Annotated in this window: 13 protein-coding genes; 8 read left to right on the forward strand and 5 right to left on the reverse strand. The window is 41.4% G+C overall.

The window, feature by feature from the left end; genetic code table 11:
- Positions 1-706: 706 nt before the first annotated feature.
- Together RMZ42_RS18130 and RMZ42_RS18135 are read right to left on the reverse strand one after the other, a co-directional pair.
- Positions 707-1,507 carry a hypothetical protein gene (locus RMZ42_RS18130; protein ID WP_322672692.1) on the reverse strand — a complete coding sequence of 267 codons (801 nt, stop codon included), beginning with the start codon at positions 1,505-1,507 and terminating at the stop codon, positions 707-709.
- Between the two features lie 545 nt (positions 1,508-2,052).
- Entirely contained in the window at positions 2,053-2,475 is a 423-nt protein-coding gene (locus RMZ42_RS18135) for a hypothetical protein (protein ID WP_322672693.1), read from the reverse strand.
- A 665-nt stretch (positions 2,476-3,140) separates the two neighbouring features.
- On the opposite strand from RMZ42_RS18135, the gene RMZ42_RS18140 reads away from it, so the two are divergent.
- A complete protein-coding gene (locus RMZ42_RS18140) occupies positions 3,141-6,311 on the forward strand; it encodes a plasmid replication protein, CyRepA1 family (RefSeq protein ID WP_322672694.1) in 3,171 nt (1,056 codons plus the stop codon).
- 322 nt (positions 6,312-6,633) lie between these two features.
- Here RMZ42_RS18140 and RMZ42_RS18145 read toward each other — a convergent pair whose 3' ends face one another.
- On the reverse strand, positions 6,634-6,948 hold the full coding sequence (locus RMZ42_RS18145; protein ID WP_322672695.1) for a hypothetical protein: 315 nt from the start codon (positions 6,946-6,948) through the stop codon (positions 6,634-6,636).
- Between the two features lie 165 nt (positions 6,949-7,113).
- Between RMZ42_RS18145 and RMZ42_RS18150 the strand changes: the two genes are divergently transcribed.
- Positions 7,114-8,934, forward strand: coding sequence for a tetratricopeptide repeat protein (locus RMZ42_RS18150; RefSeq protein WP_322672696.1), 1,821 nt, complete (start codon positions 7,114-7,116; stop codon positions 8,932-8,934).
- A 418-nt stretch (positions 8,935-9,352) separates the two neighbouring features.
- On the opposite strand, the gene RMZ42_RS18155 is transcribed toward RMZ42_RS18150, so the two are convergent.
- Positions 9,353-10,567, reverse strand: a complete 1,215-nt coding sequence (locus RMZ42_RS18155) for an FAD-dependent oxidoreductase (protein WP_322672697.1) — start codon at positions 10,565-10,567, stop codon at positions 9,353-9,355.
- A gap of 257 nt (positions 10,568-10,824) precedes the next feature.
- On the opposite strand from RMZ42_RS18155, the gene RMZ42_RS18160 reads away from it, so the two are divergent.
- The gene (locus RMZ42_RS18160; protein ID WP_322672698.1) at positions 10,825-11,535 is read left to right on the forward strand and encodes a pentapeptide repeat-containing protein; all 711 of its coding nucleotides are present in this window, start codon (positions 10,825-10,827) and stop codon (positions 11,533-11,535) included.
- A gap of 359 nt (positions 11,536-11,894) precedes the next feature.
- Positions 11,895-13,370 (forward strand): pentapeptide repeat-containing protein, encoded by a 1,476-nt coding sequence (locus RMZ42_RS18165; protein WP_322672699.1) that lies wholly within the window; start codon positions 11,895-11,897, stop codon positions 13,368-13,370.
- Between the two features lie 492 nt (positions 13,371-13,862).
- Here RMZ42_RS18165 and RMZ42_RS18170 read toward each other — a convergent pair whose 3' ends face one another.
- On the reverse strand, positions 13,863-14,189 hold the full coding sequence (locus RMZ42_RS18170; RefSeq protein ID WP_322672700.1) for a hypothetical protein: 327 nt from the start codon (positions 14,187-14,189) through the stop codon (positions 13,863-13,865).
- Positions 14,190-14,229: 40 nt separating this feature from the next.
- Here RMZ42_RS18170 and RMZ42_RS18175 point away from each other — a divergent pair, with 40 nt between their 5' ends.
- From RMZ42_RS18175 to RMZ42_RS18190, 4 genes are read left to right on the forward strand one after another with little or no spacing between them, the layout of a single operon-like run.
- Positions 14,230-14,469 (forward strand): helix-turn-helix transcriptional regulator, encoded by a 240-nt coding sequence (locus tag RMZ42_RS18175; protein WP_322672701.1) that lies wholly within the window; start codon positions 14,230-14,232, stop codon positions 14,467-14,469.
- A gap of 4 nt (positions 14,470-14,473) precedes the next feature.
- On the forward strand, positions 14,474-17,608 hold the full coding sequence (locus RMZ42_RS18180) for a PAS domain S-box protein (protein ID WP_322672702.1): 3,135 nt from the start codon (positions 14,474-14,476) through the stop codon (positions 17,606-17,608).
- Entirely contained in the window at positions 17,605-18,081 is a 477-nt protein-coding gene (locus RMZ42_RS18185; protein WP_322672703.1) for a response regulator, read from the forward strand. Before RMZ42_RS18180 ends, RMZ42_RS18185 begins: the two co-directional genes overlap by 4 nt.
- Positions 18,081-20,048 carry a response regulator gene (locus tag RMZ42_RS18190; RefSeq protein ID WP_322672704.1) on the forward strand — a complete coding sequence of 656 codons (1,968 nt, stop codon included), beginning with the start codon at positions 18,081-18,083 and terminating at the stop codon, positions 20,046-20,048. Before RMZ42_RS18185 ends, RMZ42_RS18190 begins: the two co-directional genes overlap by 1 nt.
- The last annotated feature ends 10 nt before the right edge of the window (positions 20,049-20,058 follow it).

Raw genomic sequence — 20,058 nt, forward strand, 5'->3', positions numbered from 1 at the left:
CAGATTGAACGAAAATAGACTGTACACCAGATTAGTTACTACACTCAAGATACTTCAGTTTGTCGGCTTTTTTATTGTAGTCATTTTTTTTATTATAATATTTTCAATATTTGGTCGAGCTTTAAGTTTTGGTGGAACTAATATATTTATTTTATTACCTTTAATTTATGTGATTATTCCCTGTATTATTATATATATTCTGACAGCAGCTTTAATAGCAATCATTGACCTATTAAGCCGTATAGAAAGGAATACAAGGCCTGAATAATAACTGAGGAAAATCATACATTGAAAGAGTTTTGTTGAGGAAAACGTGCTGTTACAACGTCCCCAAGCTGTAAAGAACGAAGAGAATATAAATCTAGTGTAGCACTGAGAAATTTGCCCGCGATCGCGGTTTCAAAGAAATCAACGCTGAGATGTTGTATGCCGCGAAGGAAGCTGTAGGGGCTTAGTTTCAGAGCTTAACAATATCAGCAGTCAGCCTTGGAAGTTGACTGCTGATATTGTTATGTGAGTAGAGCTAGCAAACTACTTAGTCTTTTTGTTTAGTGTTTTGATTAGTTCAGTAATCAACTTCAATTGGATTTGGGAAAAGTAACTCGATATCATTACTAAAAATGCTAGTTATATTTGGTAACAAGACTGAAAAGTTTCTTGCTTTTGAGTCTGTGAGAATTTATTGCACAGTTGGGTTAACTGAAGCTTAATTTAGTGTTTGTTTTTGGATTTTTTCCCATTCCCCTTGAATACTTTGTAATGCCTTCAAGGTGCGATTTAAACGAGCTTTCTTTAACTCAGGAGTCTCTTTTTGGAATAAACTTGGAGAATTTATTACTTTATGTAATTCAGATTGAGTGGAATGCAAGCGATCGCTCAAACAGCGTTCAAAGATTTCATCATTACCACTGCTCACATTTTCTACTAATTGACGATATATATAATCTTTAGAACTGATTTGACCTTTGAGGTCAGTATTAACAATTTCCTCAATTAACTTATAGTAGCAGTCAGATAGTGCAGTTGACATATCTGCTGCTAAATTATTTTTTTCAGAGGTAGAGGGATCGGATATTTCTTTTTTAATTGGCGTTACGAAAGTTTCCTCAGAATGAGGGAATTCTTCTTTAGTGGGTGTTGGTAAAGTTTTCCGAGAATTTGTAGGTGAAGAATTTGCTTTAGAATTAGATAAGTAATAATCTGCTAAAGAGCCGCAGAGAAACTCTTCACGAAAGCGGTTTATTTTGGCACGTGACTGGATTTTGCGGTAACGACGTTTCTGATACCATAAACCAGAAATGAGTAAGCCTGCGATCGCTCCTATGCCAACTCCTGCCATAGCAACCTTGCCATCTTCTAAAGCTTGATTTTGTTGCCCAGATTCAACAATCGGATTGGAAGATTTACTTTGAGTAATAGCATAGTTACTGGCTGAACTTAGCTGTATGCTAGTGGCGACCGCCGCAGCCGACAGTATCAATCTAAATACTAACTTTGATTTCCACATAATTTTACACTTTAAAAATATGTTGTCTATTTCTGGAGACTAACCGCCTCCCCAAGGAGTGAATAGTTAATAATCAAACTAACTAGATATGTCTTTTACTAAAGAAGTTCCACTTCACTTATATAAAAAATAAACTTTCTCAATAGTAGTTTCCACAATATTTTCTTATTTTTTAACATTATTTGCGGTTTAGGAATCTTGACAAAGCCATATATTAATACCATTTCTCAAAGTATCTGTATGAGGTATTTCTTAAAATGGTGATGATTTATAGCGATCGCATAATCAAATAGCATTGAGTTCGGTAGGCAATAGTCGAGGATGTGCGATCGCTGCTAGGCTCTCCTTTGGTATCACATATTGCTGAACATAAAGTCTATAAATGACATTAAATTGTAGGTGCCATAGCAAAATTTGGTATAAAGAGCACCAGTACCTCATCGGTAGTGTAGTGTTAGAGATTGTCATAGCCCATTGTATCGCCTCTTGGATTTGAAAGATATGAGCCAATAAAATGTAAACTTTCAAAGACTTGCACCAAGTTTCTAACTACTTTGCTCTTTAATTTCTCTGTGCGTAGTTCTATTTATAGAATAGGTGCTTCCTCGAAAGCTCAACTTATGAGTTGCTTGTGGTGTAATGATTCCAGTCGATTGCGTATTAGGATCGGCGCCAACAACATAAATACATCCCCGAAAGCTCAACTTATGGGTTACTGATGGTGTGGTTTCTCCATCTAATTTGGGGTTGAGGTCATGACGATAGGAAGCTCCACGGTAGATTAAGTGATAATCTGGTTCTGATTTGGGAACTGGCTGTTGTGTAGATTGTGTTTCCCTGCTGACTATTTTGTTTGTATAATACTCGTAGCTTGTACTGATAAGAATAAGAGTTAACAGTAGAAGTAAAATCTGCCAAGGAGCCAACATTAAACCTAAAATCAGGCTGATAGCTGCAAATACAGTCACTAAATGTGAGATTTCATTATTTCTATTTTTGAATAAAAAATAGCCAGTGATGAAACAAACACACGGAAAAATGAAAAAGTACAAAGCCATATTTCCTAACATTCGCAACTAAAAGCAAAGGGTTTATAAAGCAGATTGAACTTATTTTAAAAGTTGTTGTTTATTTTACCTCCAATCAGCTTGAGAAGTTACCGTGCTACTGGAGTAAAAGTTTTACGTTGAGGTATCTGTATTAGCTGCGATCGCAAATAAAAATTAATATTTCAGACTATCTCAAACCTTTGGAGCAGAGTTCAAGGACTATGTAGAGTAAGCGTTTTGTATTCATTCAGAGAGGTTACAGGCGTGATATAGAGTGGATGCTCAGTGTAAAGCTTTTGCTGAAGTATATGAAGATATTACCTTATAGCGATGTTATAGGGCGATCGCATTCTTTAACGCAGAAATTTACTGATAAATAAAAATTAAAAGCGAACAAATATCACAATACAAAATTATTACTTCGGGGATCTAATAGGCAGAATAACCCACTACAGTTCTAACCGATGTGTCTCCAGCAACGAAGTAAAAAAAGCATCACAAAAGCCTCGCAATCTCGCGTATTAAAAAAAAGCAGATGCATGTTACTGTTTTAATCTCATTGTCTTCCCTTCGCGCTTTTCCCTATGCATCTGCACTATTTACACCCCCAACACCTTGAAGAATTAGTCAAGAGCAGTGGTATAGACTTACACTTAGTGCATCTCAATTTTAGGTCGCTCCAAGGTGTAACAGCTTATGAGTACCTGTTGATTTCTGAGCTACTCCCCCGCACCAATACCGGAATGGTGAAAAGTAGTTGGTTGCAGCGTTACGCTCACATCACAGAAGGTGGTTGGTGGTGTTCGGGACTAGACCCTCTAAATAATTGGCAAATGATGGAATGGGGATGCTTTAAGCCAAACCAACCCCGACAAAATCACAATGGCAAGTCCATCAAATACGAGCATCCCCCTAGCACACCAACGCGGGTGTTTTGTTTGCGGGTAACGTTGCAAGTGTGGCAGCAAGTCGCTGGGCGTTACAATTTGGTCATGCCTAATAATATCACCATTACTCCTGATGGCGAGGCTAGAGGCTTTTGGCAATGGGTGATGCAACAGAACATTCCCCTTATCATCTGTGAAGGTGCAAAGAAAGCAGCCACATTGTTGACGCAAGGATATGTAGCTATTGCTATTCCCGGAATTACCAGTGGTTATCGGGTTGTGAAAGATGAATTTGGTAAAGTTACCCGTCGTCAGCTAATTCCTGATTTAGCTGCATTTGCGATTACAAAGCGCAGCTTTTACATTTGCTTTGATTTTGAAACTCAACCCAAAACAATTGCTGCTGTAAATAATGCTATTTCTCAACTTGGTTGTTTATTTCAGCAAAAAAATTGTCCTGTAAAAGTCATCGAACTTCCAGGAATAGAAAAAGGGGTTGATGAGTTTATTGTTGCTAAGGGTGCAAATAATTTTGAGAGAGTATATCGCCAAAGTGTTGATTTAGAAATCTATCTTGCTCAAACCAAACCCCACACAGAGTTAAGTATTCCTGCTGCACTTATCTTCAACCGTCCTTATATAGGTGAAATACCTTTCCCCACTTCTGGATTAGTAGGAGTCAAATCAGCGAAAGGAACGGGAAAAACTACGGCACTACAAGGCGTTGTTCAACAAGCAAAAAGTCGAAATCAACCCGTTTTGTTAATTACTCACAGAATCTTACTTGGACGATTCTTATGTGAAAAAATTGGTATTCAATGGGGAACATATAAAGAAGATGGAGAGAAAAATATTAATAAAACACTTACCCCGGCTCCTCCTATCCTACGCTCTCTATTCCCTCAGCAATCTCTCGGCTTGTGCGTTGATTCGATTTGGAAACTTAATCCAGAACATTGGCGGGGAGCAATAGTAATTTTAGATGAAGTAGAGCAATCTTTATGGCATCTGTTAAACAGTAATACTTGTAAGCATAAGCGGGTAAAAATATTAAAGTTATTCCAGCAACTCATTGCAACAGTTTTAACAAGTGGGGGGTTAGTAATTGCCCAAGATGCTGATTTATCAAATGTTTCACTTGAATATTTACAGGAATTGGCAGGAATTAAATTAACACCTTGGGTAGTTCTCAATCAGTGGAAGCCTCAACAAGGTTGGGACATAACTTTTTATGATTCACCGAATCCAACACCGCTAATTCACCAACTAGAATTGGATTTACTTGCTGGACGTAAATGTTATGTTACTACTGATAGTCGGGCTGGGCGTTATAGTTGTGAAACAATTGAACGTTATTTGAAAGAAAGGCTACAAAAATTACGGCGACAATTTACTAAAACTCTGGTAGTTAGTAGTCACACAACAAATACACCTGGTCACGCAGCAGTTGATTTTATTGCAGCAATCAATCAAAAAATATCTGAATATGACGGCGTTTTTGTTACCCCTAGTCTTGGTACAGGAATTAGTATTGATGTCCAACATTTCGACCGTGTTTATGGAATTTTTCAAGGGGTAATTCCTGACTCGGAAGCAAGACAAGCGTTAGCAAGAGTCCGGGATGATGTACCGCGTGTTGTCTGGTGTGCTAAACGAGGTATTGGTTTAATTGGTAGTGGGAGTACAAATTACCGTTTGTTATCTGATTGGTATCAAGAAAATCAAAAAGAAAACTTAGCTTTGCTGAGTCCCCTACATAAAATAGATGTGGATTTACCCTTAGTTTATGACCCGATTCATTTGCGAACTTGGGCGAAGTTATCTGCAAGAGTAAATGCTTCTATTCGTCTCTATCGACAATCGATGCAAGATGGTTTGATTGCTGATGGGCATCAAATTCAGGTGCGGAGTAATGCAGTTCACAATAATATTATTCGAGATTTACGCCTAGCCTTTTTAGCAACCGATGCCGATGATTTAGCTACCCGCAAAAGGTTAATCTTAGAAATTGTTAAAGTTCAAAAAGATTGGGCACAAAGTCGCCAAAAAGCTAAAGAAATTAAACGTAAAATTAAAGAAATTAAGCAGCAAAACCAACTATCGGTAGCTACTGCTGTCGCTAATGCTAAAGATATCGATTATGTAGAATATGAGCAGATGTTAGTTAAGCATTCCCTAACGGATGGAGAACGCAACCAAATTAATAAATATGTTCTTAGACAAAGATATGGTGTAGAAATTACTCCTTGGCTGAAATTACAGGATGAACAAGGATATTATCGTCAGCTGTTAATTCACTATTATTTAACTCACGAGAGCGAGTATTTTCACGTTAGAGATGAGCAAGAATGGCATCAGCAATTGTCTTGGGGTGAAGGAAAAGTTTTTCTTCCAGATTTAAAAACTTATACGCTCAAGATTGAAGCTATGAGAGCATTAGGGATGCTTCAGTTTCTCGAAGAAAAACGCGAATTTCATGAAAACGATACAGATTTGATATTGCTGAAAAATATTGCTTTTCAGCATAGTAAGCATGTTAAAAGAGCGCTTGGTATTAATTTAGTCGGCGAGAAAGAAAAAGTTTCAGCCATAAAAATACTTGGGCGACTACTAAATCTATTAGGTTTGAAGCTAAAACTAGTGAATCAGGTTTATCAAATTGATTTAGAAACACTACATGATGGTAGGGAGAAAATATTTGCTGTTTGGCATAAACGAGATGAGTTGATGTTGGCTCATGTTAAGAGTGTTGGTTATGAGTTACCTGATTATTCTTCAGACTGCAAATTTGAAATTATGCAGAGCAACTCTGAAAAGGTAGACGATAAATTATCTTCTACATCTACTCTGTCTTTATCTCAGATATAGCAATTATCAATTGTTTTATCGCAAAAGCATTTTAGGGTTTGTAATCAGGGAACTCCAAAAAAGAAATTATCCAATATTGTGGGGTGGGCATCTTGCCATTAGTGTCAACTTAAGCTGAAACTCCTTTAAAACCTTGTTTCCAGGCAAAGTCGGGAAATGCTGCTCTGCTGCGAGTCTTGAGGCAGAGCCTCAAGGACGGCATTCCCAGTCGGAGACTGGGAACGAGATAAAGACCATAGGCGATTAGTTGATGTCTTGAAAGCTAAATAGAACTAACTAAAACCCCTCCTGAAGAACTTTTCAAGAGGATTTTTGTAATCGCCTACTCCATTGGATCGTCTCTGCCAATGCCAAGCTCGCGCAACTGCACTCTTACACTATCCCAATCTTGCCCGCAGTAGTAGTATTTTTTTTGGCGTAAGTCTGCTAGATAGTAGCCAACTTTTCCGCCATTAATCCGAAATAACTCAACAACAACTTTCTTTTTAGTTGTGCCAAACATGAATTCAATATCGCCATCTGGTAAATTTAATGGGTTGTAAAAAGTTTTACCTTTTCTAAAATGCCAGTAAGACCTTTCGGGTGTGATTTTGCGCTCAATGACTCGAAACCTAATGGGGTGAATTATGCTGTTCATAACTTTTAAGCTTTAATTAGACTTTCAAATAAATGAAACCCGTTCGCGCGATTGAAACAAAAAATGCTAGCAACCGGCACAATAGTAGTTGGAATAATTTTAAAAACATATCGTTAACAATCCCAATGTTTTAGGCTAGAGAATGTCAAAAGCCAAAAAAGTTATATGAATGCAGAAGATTTTTTTAACCAAGGATTAAACCAAAATTTGCAAGGAGACTATCAAGCCGCGATCGCAGCTTACACCCAAGCAATCAAGTTAAATCCTGACTATGCCGAAGCTTACCATAATCTAGGGCTGATTTTAAGTGGTCAACTCAAAGATTATCGCAATGCGATCGCTAACTTTAATCGCGCCATCGAAATTAATCCTAATTTTGCCATAGCCTATTACAACCGCGCTAATGCTCGTTACTTTTTAGCCGATTATCAAGGCGCAATCGCAGATCATAACGTCGCATTACAAATCGATCCCAATCTAGCGCAATCTTACCACAGCCGGGGGAATGCCTACTTTGCTTTGGAAAACTACGATAAAGCGATCGCAGATTATATCCAAACAATCGAAATGAGTACCCAATTAGCTGATAATATCAATATTGATATTGCTAACGCTTATCATAATCGCGGCGTAACTCGTTTTGAACGTGGCGATCGTCAAGGAGCAATTGCAGATTTTCAGCAAGCTTTACAATGGCATCCCCATTTTGCCGCAGCTTACAGCAATCGCGGTAACATCCACCATATTTTAGGCAATTATCAAGAAGCGATCGCTGACCATAATCAAGCATTAAAATTAGATCCTAATTTGGCGGAAGCTTATCATAACCGAGGTAATGCTCACTACGCTTTAGCAGATTATCAAAGTGCGATCGCAGATTACAACCGCGCCCTAAAAATCAATCCCAACTTTGCCGGAGCGTACTATAATCGGGGTTTGGTGCTTGCTCACCTCAAAAACTATCATGAAGCAATTGAAGATTTTAACCAAGCATTAAAGCTGAATCCTGATGATGTGCAAGCTTATTGTGAGCGAGGTCTGGTTCGTAGTACTCTTGAAGACTATCAGGGTGCGATCGCAGATTATGACCAAGCATTACAAGAAAATCCGACTCTAGCTTTAGTATATGGCTTTCGCGCTAATGCTCGTCGGCGATTGGGAGATTATCAAGGTGCAATTGAAGATAGTAATCGCCTATTACAACTCAATCCTAATTTAGCAGAAGGATATTGCGATCGCGCGGCGGCTCGTCGTTCTATAGGAGATTATAAAGGCGCAATTAAAGATTACGATCGAGCATTGCAAATTAATGATAACTTAGCCGCAGCTTATTATGGTCGGAGTATTGCTCGTGAAGCCCTGCAAGATTTACAGGGAGCAATTGATGATAACACTCAAGCCATAGAGCTTGTTCCTGATTTTTCTCAAGCGTATTGCAATCGAGGAAATGCTCGTCGTCTTTTAGGAGATGAACAAGGAGCGATCGCAGATTATAACCAAGCATTAAAAATTAATCCTGATTTAATTGAAGCATATTACAACCGAGGTTCCACTCATTATGCTTTAGAAGCTTATGAAAGTGCGATCGCAGATTACACCCAAGCTTTGCAAATAAATCCCCAATCTGCTGCATTTTATAGCGATCGCGCTAATGCTCGCTATGCCCTAGAAGATTATCAAGGGGCAATAGAAGATTACAGTCGAGCGATCGCGATCGACCCCAGTTTTGCCGAAGACTGGTACAATCGAGGTCGTAGCCGTTCTCTGTTGGGAGACTTACCAGGAGCGCTTGCAGACTTAAACCAAGCCTTACAGCGTCAACCTAATTGGGCTTCAGCTTACATCCTTCGAGCAGATGTCTACCGGAATTTGGGAGACTCTCAGGGAGCAATTAAAGATTTTCAGAAATCCGCAGACTTATATTACCAAGAAGGGAATATTCAGTATTACCAACAAATTATTGAGCTAATTGAACAGCTTAGATGAGGGGATTTGTCATTTGTCATTTGTCATATCATGTTCGCTTGATTACTTATTAAATCCGAAGAACCCCACCCCGCCAAAGCTATGCTTTGTCTCCCCTCCCGAAGAGCCTACGGTGTATACACAAGTCTGAAATAGTTTATTCACCTGGTTCTTTGTGTCAGTTTTACCCCACCCTAACCCTCCCCGTATGTATTGGGGAGGGAACTAAATTTCCTGTTTCCCCCCTTGATAAGGGGGGATTAAGGGGGGTAATTTGACTTGTGTATACACCGTAGCCCGAAGAGCGGGGAGGGGTTGGGGGTGGGGTTCTTTTATTATGGGTAATTTGGCGGACATGATATCATTAGTCATTAGAAAGAGGCAGAGGGGAAAGAGGTAATTTTATTCTCCCTCCAGCCTCCTGCTTCTTACCCACTTTCTACTCCTTTGTTTCTTCAAAGCGAAAGCGTTCCATAAAACGGCGGTCAATCCAATCTTTGTAATGCCACAAGAGTTTGTGAGGTGGTAAAGTAAAGATGCCTTTGGTAGCGATCGCTCGTTTGTCCCCTGTACCAATTAAACTTAAATATTGTTTCTGTGGCTTATAAGGTTTGAGTGGCTTGCCTAATAAAATTCGCTGCAAATTCTCAAACAAAGGTTTACCTTGTCTAACAGCAAATACCCCAGCTTTCGGACGCTGATGATTTACCATTGTGGCAATGTCACCAGCAGCAAATACCTGCGGGTGCGTTTGAGATTGCAACGTGTCTTCTACCAAAATAAAACCTTGCTCATCAGTTGCTAGTCCAGCATTTTTTAACCATTCGGGTGCTGATGCTTGTGTTACCCAAAAAATCTTATTGAACTCTACTGTCAAACCAGATTCACATTTAATTTCAAATACTTCTTTAGCTTCATTCTGGGTTTTAGGTGCAATTTTACACACAAATTCTCTCAGATGTAACTTAATCCCTCGGTCAGTTAAAATTTGCTGAAGTTGATGCCGTACTGATTGATGATAATTGGGCATCAGTTCTTGTCCGCGTTGGAATAAATGAATTTCTAGGTTTTGAATAGGTTGTTTAGTTTCGTGCAAAATCCGATGTAAACGAGATTGCATCGATAGCGCTAATTCTACACCGCCAGCGCCACCACCTACGATCGCAATGCTAATTGGTTCTTGAGGATTTTTACCTACAGCTTCAATTAGTTCATACCAATGCTCTAATAACTGCGATACTGGTTTAGCTGCGATCGCATATTCTGCCGCACCTGATACAGACAGTATGGCTGGAGTGCTGCCAATATCAATAGACAGCACATCAAAATCTACCGCAAGTCCGTTATCACAAAGAACTTTGTTGTTTTTTAAGTCAAGGGCAACTACTGTGTCAATATACAATTGTACTTGAGCAAAGTTCGCCAAGGGTTGCAAGTCAATATGGCATTCATTGTGGCTGTAAAATCCGGCAATATGTCCTGGTAACATCCCAGAGTAGGCTGTCTCTGATGCTGTGGTAATCAGTATCAAACGTACTCCTGTTAACGGTTTGATACGGAACATTTTTATAACAATAGCATGGCTGTGACCGCCACCAATTAACACCAGATTTTTAACTATTGATTGTATATTTTGCTGAGGTTTAATAGTCATTTTTAGTTAATCAATGATTATAAATAAATCAAAATTATCATGACGAGAGTTAATTGTCCGTGAAGACTAAAGACTAGTGAATACAACTGATTATTGGGAATGTCTACTTAAGGAAGAAGTTATATTTTCCATTTTGTTGCTTCCATAAATAAATTTCAGTATTAACTATGTATGAAACAATAGCAGACGTAAATAATTTATTCAACAAAATTAAAAATTGAAATTTATTTCCATTAATTATTAATGCCTTTCATGCCATGAAAAAAATTTTATCAAAAAGTCACATCCAGTTATCCCAAATATTCCTGCGGATACCTGTTTTCGAGAAACAAGTTAAACAAAATCAGCATCAGTCGCTAAAACGACGCTTCAGAATAGCAAGCCAACAGCTAGAAAATAACACTCTAGAAATCAGTCTAGCTGTAATCAATGATTTAGAACAAATTGCTTATACCTATCCCCAGTACCATTGGACGATCGTAGATATTCTTACTAGTTTTGTACGAAAAAATGCTCCTTATATACCCCAAGAGGAAGTAACGAGCCACGTGTCAACAAAAATTCGTTTAGATATTCAAGCCGCGCTGACTGTTATCGCCAGAAGAGATGCAAACAAAGACCCAGTAAATGAGCAACTTGATTTGAGCTTCACGGATATCAGAGGAGCAAACTTGAAAGGGGCGAATCTCCAACAGATAAATCTCTATCAAGCTAATCTAGCTGGGGCTAATCTTAGAGAAGCAAATCTAGCGGGGGCAATACTTAGTGCAGCTAATCTAGAAGGAGCTAATTTATATCTAGCGAACTTAGAAGGAGCAATCCTCAGTGCAGCTAATCTAGAGAAAGCTAATCTTTCTAAAGCTAACCTGCATCGTGCCAGTTTATATCTAGCTAGCTTGCATGGAGCAATTCTTTATGACACCATACTTGATGAAGCAAACCTCAGAGAAACCAAATTTTCTGAGTAATATCATATCCGCTTGATTGCTTATTAAACGCTAAAAACTCCACCCCAGCAAAACCACGCTTTGTCTTCCCTACCCTTATTAAAGAGGGGATTAAGGGGAAGAATGCAAGTAAATGAAAAATTTTTCCCTACTCTTTAGTAGAGCCGTGATTAATTGCCTCTCTCCTCATTCTCTATTTTCAGCGTAATTCGTAATTTTTGTAGCGCAAGCGTTTCTTGATGTGTGACGTAAAATTATATTAGATATAATTCCCTAGTTCAATAAGTGTTTTGACACCTATTATAAATTTCTGCTAAATGCTATACTATTTTTCCTCAACATCTAAGTAATAATTCTAGGTTGTAAGGAAAATTTTTACCATGTCTTCTAAAAAGACAGACGCTCTTTTGAATTGGTTGATAACTTTAACAGCTATATTTGGCTGTTCGTTGACTGTAATTTTCTTTGCCTTGTCCAATATTAAAGAATTGTCAATTCAAGAAAAAATCCAGTTTAGAAACCAAGCTTTAACAACTACTGCAATAGTTTTTCTGGCATCGACAGCAATGTTTAATACTTATTATGCAGCAAGACGTGCCCAAGCGATGCACAAGAGTGCGATCGCATCTGAGAAAAACTTAGAAATTGGCTTGCAAAATGCCAAACTCAATCAAGACAGATTGATTGCAGAGCGCTTTATGGGCGCAATTGCCCAGCTTGGCCATGAAAAGGTGGAAACTCGGACAGGTGCAATTTATGCTTTAGAAAGGGTTGCTCAGGATTTTCCTCAAGAACACTGGACAATTATGGAAATTCTCACTGCCTTTGTGCGAGAGAATGCACCCATCCAACACCTAAAAGGCGAGCAACAAAAGCCGGAATATCAAGGAGCAATTTACTCAAGTCGGCGTAGAAGTGGGTCGCGTCCAACGCCGCAGTTAGAGCAAAATCTCCATGAAGAATTTCCCAAAATACGCACCGATATTCAAGCAGCTCTAACTGTTATCGGCAGGCGTAATTTACTCGAAGACCCAAAAGATCAAAAACTTGATTTACGTAACACCGACATTAGACAAGCAGACCTACTAAAAACCAACCTGCAACAAGCTGACCTGCGTGGGGCTGACTTGAGTGGGGCTGACCTGCGTGGGGCTGACTTGAGTGGATGTGACCTTAGCGGCGCTAAACTCATTAGGTCGATTCTCTATGAAACAAAATTAATAAAAGCTAGTTTATATGGAGCCAACCTTTGTTGGGCTAACCTGAATCGTACTAACCTCTCTGGAGCTAACCTGCGTTCAGCCAACCTCTCTGGTGCAAGTCTGCGTGCAGCTAATTTACAAGGGGCGAACCTTTATAAAGCTAATTTGCAACAAGCGACCTTAAAAGCTGCTAATCTCTCTGGAGCAAAGTTGTTTTTAGCTAATTTACAAGGAGCAAAATTGGGTAAAGCCAACTTGCAGCAAACGGGTTTGATTGGTGCTAATCTTTGTGGGGCAAATCTGAATGGAGCTAACCTTTCTGGGGCTAATTTGAATGCAGCCAAACTCCACCAAACAGAAGTCTATTTTGCCAACCTCTCAGAAGCTAGCTTAACGGAAGCTGACCTGTATCAGGCTAATCTGATTGGAGCAAACCTTTATAGAGCAACCTTTTATCAAGCTAACCTGACTCAGGCAAACCTCATGGGAGCTAACTTTTCACAAGCTAATCTCAATGATGTCAAACTGGAAGGGACTATTTTGACAGGAGCAAAAAATTTAGAGTTGCATCAGATTAGAGAGGCAGTTGGCGATCGCACCACTCGCCTACCTGATTATATCGAAGCACCTACACATTGGCGGCAATCGAGTTAAGCGATCGCAGCATCATTAGTTATTTGGGCGTATTCTACCGTTTTCACTTAGTGCCATAGTTTTTACCAAAATTCTCCGTAAAAATCACCGAAAAATCTTCAACTACCCGAACATTGGAAAGCTCAAGTTTCAGAGGATGTTTGAAAAGTCGTAAAGTATATTATAAACCCCACTTCCATTCCTCTCCCCGTTGGCGTCAACCTGCCATTAGGCAAGCAAAGAGAGGCTTTGAAACCCCCATTCCTTAGTAGGGAAGCTACGGTGTACACACAAGTCTGAAATAGCTGATTAACCAGGGTTATACCCCACCCTAACCCTCCCCTTGCAAAGGGGAGGGAATTAGATTTCCGGCTTCCCCCCAATGCATCGGGGGGATTGAGGGGGGTAATTCGACTTGTGTGTACACCGTAGAGTAGGGAAGAGGGGCTAGGGGGGTTAGGTTTCCGAGGCTTTGATGTGATGAAAAATACTTGTTCATTCATCCTCTCACCCTTAGATACTGAAACTTGAACCTTTGAGCTTCATCGCTGAACCTTTAAGCTTCATCGTTGAGCCTTTGAGCTTCATCGTTGAGCCTTTGAGCTTCATCGTTGAACCTTTAAGCTTCATCGCCGACCCTTTTAGCTTCATCGCCGAACCTTTGAGCTTCATCGTTGAACCTTTGAGCTTCATCGTTGAACCTTTGAGCTTCATCGCCGAACCTTTGAGCTTCATCGCCGAACCTCTGAGCTTCACCGTTGAACCTTTGAACTCAAACGGTTCAGTTAGAGACAAAAACAGAGAAAATATTCCTTGAGTAAGAGACAATAAATAAGACATCTGTCCTACGCTAATTATCCTATGGGGATAAAACACAGAGATGTCTCTAACAAAGCGGCTGGAAATTTTAGATTTAATTCGGGAACTTCGTCAGCAGCTCAATCTTTCTCAGAAACAGTTTGCTGCTAAAGTCGGAGTTTCTTTCAAAACAGTCAACCGTTGGGAGAATGGGCATACAGTCCCTTCACTGATAGCGCTAAAACTAATAGAAGAAATGTTACGGAAGATGGGTGAACCTGGCAAAAGACTGCTAACTCAGTATTTTCCAGAAGCAGAGTAGGGTTATGAGTCGTAAGGCAAGGGCATCTGAATCTCAAACAATCTTTGCTGGCGGTAAAGACAAGGGCGCATTCATTCGGGAGAAACTGCTGCATTATGGTGTTGCTTCCCTATCCGTTGCCTTAGCACTATTGGCAACTCTGCTACTCCATCCATATCTCATGCCAACACCTGCGGCACTATTTTTTGCTGCGGTGATGGTGAGTGCCTGGTACGGTGGCTTGGGGCCAGGGTTACTTGCTACCCTTTTGTCTACTTTTGCAGTCAATTACTTCTTTTTTAAGCCACTCGATGCGCAGAACATTACAAATCTGAATATTCTAGTTCCCTTGGTAGTGTTCATCCTGACAGCAGGATTAATCAGCTGGCTTAACGAATCACGCCGCGCAGCCCAACGGCAAGTAGAGGCAAGCCTGAAGTCACTATACGAAAGTGAAGCTCGGTTTAGTCGCTTAACCGAGTCCAATATTATTGGGATGATTGTGGCTAATCTGAACGGCTTAATCGTTGAAGCCAATGATGCCTTTCTCAAAATGCTCAATTATACCCATGAGGATTTGCGCTCTGGTCGTATCCGCTGGGGCGAGATCGTTCCACTCCAATATATTGAGGTAAGCGAGCAAGCGATTCAAGAACTAACAATAACTGGGAGTTGTAAGCCCTTTGAGCAGGAATACATCCGCAAAGACGGCTCTCTAGTTCCCGTTCTAGTTGGTTTTGCTAAACAGGGAGATCGGACAATCATTGGTTTTGTACTTGACTTAAGCGAACGCAAACAAGCCCAAGCAGAAGCCCAGCATCGCTCCCGCCAAGCAGAAGAAGCCCAGAGCATTTTGCAAATGCTTCTAGAACACGTCCCAGAGGGAATTACGATCGCTGGTGGCCCCCCTGATTTCCCAATTATCGCTAACAGCAAACTCGCGCAAAAACTTTTGGGCAGACCGAATGAATCTCTCGTTGGTATGTCTTCTGAATCTTATGTTCAGCTTTACAGTCTGTTCTTGGCTGATGGTGTAACGCCCCTCACCTTAGAGCAACTACCTTTATATCGTGCAACGCGCTATGGTGAAACGATCCGCGATGAAGAATGTATCATTGAACGTCCAGATGGTACTACAATTACAGCGATCGCCAATGTCGTACCAATTCGAGATTCCCAAGGTGAGATTATTGGTGCAATAGATTGCTGGCGCGATATCACCAACCGTAAGCTCATAGAAGAAGCACTGCGGCAACGAGAAACAGAACTTCGTTTAATTACAGATACACTGCCAGTTCTGATTTCCTTTGTAGATTCACAACAACGCTACCGCTTCAACAATCGAGTATATGAAGAGTGGTTTGGACATCCGGCGGCAGATATCTATGGAAAGCATCTTTGGGAAGTTGTGGGCGAACCTGCATATCAAGGAGTTCGTCACTATGTAGAACAGGTACTCGCAGGAGAGCAGGTAACATTTGAAAGTCAAATGCCTTATAAAGATGGTGGCACACGCTACATTAATGCTATTTTTGTTCCCCAGTTTAATCAACAGGGAATCGTTGAAGGGTATGTAGCATTGATCGCTGACATTAGCGAACGGCAAGCTGCGCTACGCGATCGCAACCAAGCAGAAGCAGCGTTACGCGAAAGTGAATTGCGCTTTCGTCAGATGGCAGACACCACTCCCATACTGGTGTGGATGTCCGGCACTGACACACTTTGTAACTACTTTAATAAATTCTGGCTAGATTTTACCGGGCGGACTCTGGAGCAAGAGATGGGCAATGGGTGGGCTGAAGGTGTACATCCCGATGATTTTCAGCGTTGCTTAGATACATACATCAATGCCTTTGATGCCCGACAAAAATTTACAATGGAATATCGCCTCAGACGCTTTGATGGCGAATACCGTTGGCTTTTGGATACTGGTGTGCCACGCTTGACACCAACAGGAGAATTTCTCGGCTATATCGGCTCTTGTGTTGATATCCACGATCGCAAGTTAGCAGAAAAAGCGCTACGTGACAGCGAGGAGCGATACCGAATTTTAACGGAGGTGTCACCGCAGGCCATTTGGATGGGCGATCGCGATGGTGGTATTACCTATTGCAATCAACACTGGTTGGATTTCACCGGACTGACAATGGAGCAGACTACAGGCTATGGCTGGATTTATGCCATTCACGCCGATGACCGCGATCGCGTCTTTAAAAGTTCGATGCAGGCTGTTGCTAACGCCACCAGCTACGAAATAGAAATTCGCTTTCGTCAAGTTTCTGATGGTAGCTATCGTTGGCATATTGTCCGGGGTTTACCATTTCGAGATCCAAGCGGACAGATTATCAAATGGGTGGGCATCGCCAGCGACATTCACGATCGCAAAGTTGCCGAAGCCTCCCTGCAACAACTCAACGAAATGCTAGAGCAGCGAATTCAAGAGCGCACTGCCCAACTCGAAGCCTCTAATAAAGAACTCGAATCCTTCTCTTACTCAGTTTCTCACGACTTGCGGGCACCACTGCGCCACATCGCCGGATTTGTCGAATTGCTTCAGAAGCGCCATAGCTCAACAAGCCTAGATCAAACAAGTCAGCGCTATTTGAAAATAATTGCCGACACTGCCAAACAGGCAGGAATACTGATCGATGAATTGCTGACATTTTCTCGGATGGGGCGCACCGAAATGCGCTACATCAACTTGAATATGGAGGAATTGGTACATGAGGTAAAACGCGATTTAATTGCAGAAACTTCAGGGCGGACAATCCATTGGCACATAGACCCATTACCAGAAGCGCAGGGCGATCCCTCCATGCTGCGACTGGTGCTTCGCAACTTGATAGGCAATGCCGTAAAATATAGCCAGACTCGAAACCCAGCAGAAATTACTGTTGGCAGTATTGACAACGAAAACGAAGTTATCTTTTTTGTACAAGATAACGGCGTAGGCTTTAATATGCAATATGTCCACAAGCTATTCGGAGTATTTCAACGCCTGCATAGCGACCCACAATTTGAAGGCACTGGTGTTGGATTGGCAAACGTGCAACGCATTATTCATCGGCATAATGGTCGAGTTTGGGCAGAGGCTGTAGTTGACAGTGGCGCCACTTTTTATTTCTCGCTGCCTAAATTGTCCAACAAGGAGAGTGAATGAAAGAACTGAAGCGAATTTTGCTAATTGAAGACAGTTCCAACGATGCAGAGTTAATCCTAGCCGCCTTGTCAGAAAACCATCTCGCCAATGAAGTAGTGGTGGTACGTGATGGCGAAGAAGCACTAGATTATCTTTATCGCCGGGGGTTGTTCCGGTTGCGAATGGAAGGGTATCCTGTTGTAGTGTTGCTCGATTTGAAACTGCCTAAAGTTGATGGACTAGAAGTGCTGGCGCAACTCAAATCTGACCCAGTAATGCGAGTAATTCCAGTGGTGGTACTGACTTCTTCTCGCGAGGAGCCTGACCTAGTTCGCTGCTACGAGTTAGGGGTCAATGCTTATATTGTCAAACCAGTAGATTACCGTGATTTTGCCGATTCTATTAAAGGTGTTGGCTTGTTTTGGGCAGTGATCAATCAGCCTCCAGTTGGGGCTTTACCTCCGGCTCCTCATCTTCAAAAGGAGAGCAACTGATGAATGTTCTCCGTTTTCTCCTTTTGGAAGACAGCCTGTTAGATGCAGAGCTTGCTCAAATGATATTAACCGAAGGGGGAATTAATTGCGAACTGATCCGAGTCGAAACCGGTGCTGATTTCCTAGCTGCCTTGGAAACAGAAACTTTCGATTTAATTCTTGCCGATTATGCCTTGCCATCTTTTGATGGAATTTCTGCCTTGGAAATTGCCCGGAATCGTTGTCCTGAGATTCCTTTTATCTTTGTTTCTGCTGCTCTGGGTGAAGAATTAGCGATCGAAGCTTTGAAGAACGGTGCAACCGATTATGTATTAAAGCAACGCATAGGGCGGTTAGTTCCCTCGGTGCAACGCGCATTGCGGGAAGCTAAGGAGCGGCGTAAGCGCAAGCAAGCAGAGGAGTCTTTACAGAAGAGTGAAGCCAAGTATCGCCGAATTGTTGATACCTCTTATGAGGGAATCTGGATGATTGACTCCCAAACCCGAACAGAGTTTGTGAATCAGCGGATATCTCAGATGTTGGGTTATCCGGCAGCAGAAATACTCGGTCGTTCTATATTTGATTTTATGGATCTGGCTGATGATATCGCCGATGAAGCAAAACTGGAGTGGTTCAAAGGAGAAGGGAGCGATCTCAAAGAAGGGCGATTGCGTTGCCAAGATGGTTCGTACATCTGGACACTGATTTCTGCCAGAGCGATTTTGAACGAACAAGGTGAGTGCTTGGGTGCGATCGCCATGCTAACTGATATCACCGATCGCAAACGCAGCGAATCAGAACGCGATCGCCTTTTGCAACTTGAGCAAAGAGCTAGGGCGGAAGCTGAGGCTGCTAACCGAATCAAAGATGAGTTTTTGGCGGTACTTTCTCATGAATTGCGATCGCCCTTGAATCCGATTCTCGGTTGGGCAAAACTGTTGCAGAGCCGGAAATTTGATGAGGCAGGACTCAACAAAGCACTGAAAACTATTGAGCGCAATGCCAAATTACAAGCTCAACTAATTGAAGACTTACTAGATGTTTCTCGCATCCTCCAAGGCAAACTCAGCCTCAACACGATCCCAGTCGATCTGGTATCCACCATTGAAGCCGCAATGGAAACAGTGCATTTAGCAGTAGAGGCTAAAAATATTGAGATTGAGACGATGCTCGATCCAAATGTGGGGAAAGTTTTGGGCGATCCAGCCCGCTTACAGCAAGTTTTCTGGAATCTTTTATCGAATGCTGTCAAGTTTACTGAGACTAAGGGAAAAATAAATGTGCGATTGGAGCGCATCGACGCTCAAGCGCAGATTACCGTCAGCGATACAGGTAAAGGCATTGATCCTGATTTTCTACCTTATATGTTTGATTATTTCCGTCAGGGTGACAGTACAACAACTAGAAGGTTTGGTGGATTAGGGTTAGGTTTAGCGATCGCTCGTCATTTGATCGAGATGCACGGCGGAACGATTGGGGCAAAAAGTCCTGGTGAGGACAAAGGAGCGATTTTCACAGTTAGGTTGCCGTTGATCGAAGACAGTACGACGAGCGAAAATGACACAAATACTGATTCCTCAACTACCGCTTTTCCCTCCTCTCCCCTGATGGGTTTACAAGTGCTGGTTGTGGATGACAATGATGATACCCGCGACTTTTTTAGTTTTGTACTGGAACAGTTTGGCGCGATCGTCACCGCAGTAGCATCAGGAGATGAAGCATTACAAGCGCTAACCCAGTCAAAGCCAGATATCTTACTCAGCGATATTGGAATGCCAGAGATGAACGGCTATATGCTGATGCAACAGGTGCGAACTCTAGAAGCAAAAGTTGGGGGAAAAAAGATACCTGCGATCGCTCTGACTGCTTATGCAGGCGAAATCAATCAGCAGTACGCACTAAGAGCAGGATTTCAACAGCACATCGTTAAGCCTGTAGCACCAGAGGAATTGCTCGTGGCGATTTCTAACTTAGTCCAATCTAGTTAGGGTTGGCGAT

Source organism: Nostoc sp. DedQUE05 (assembly GCF_034530955.1).
GTDB lineage: Bacteria > Cyanobacteriota > Cyanobacteriia > Cyanobacteriales > Nostocaceae > Nostoc.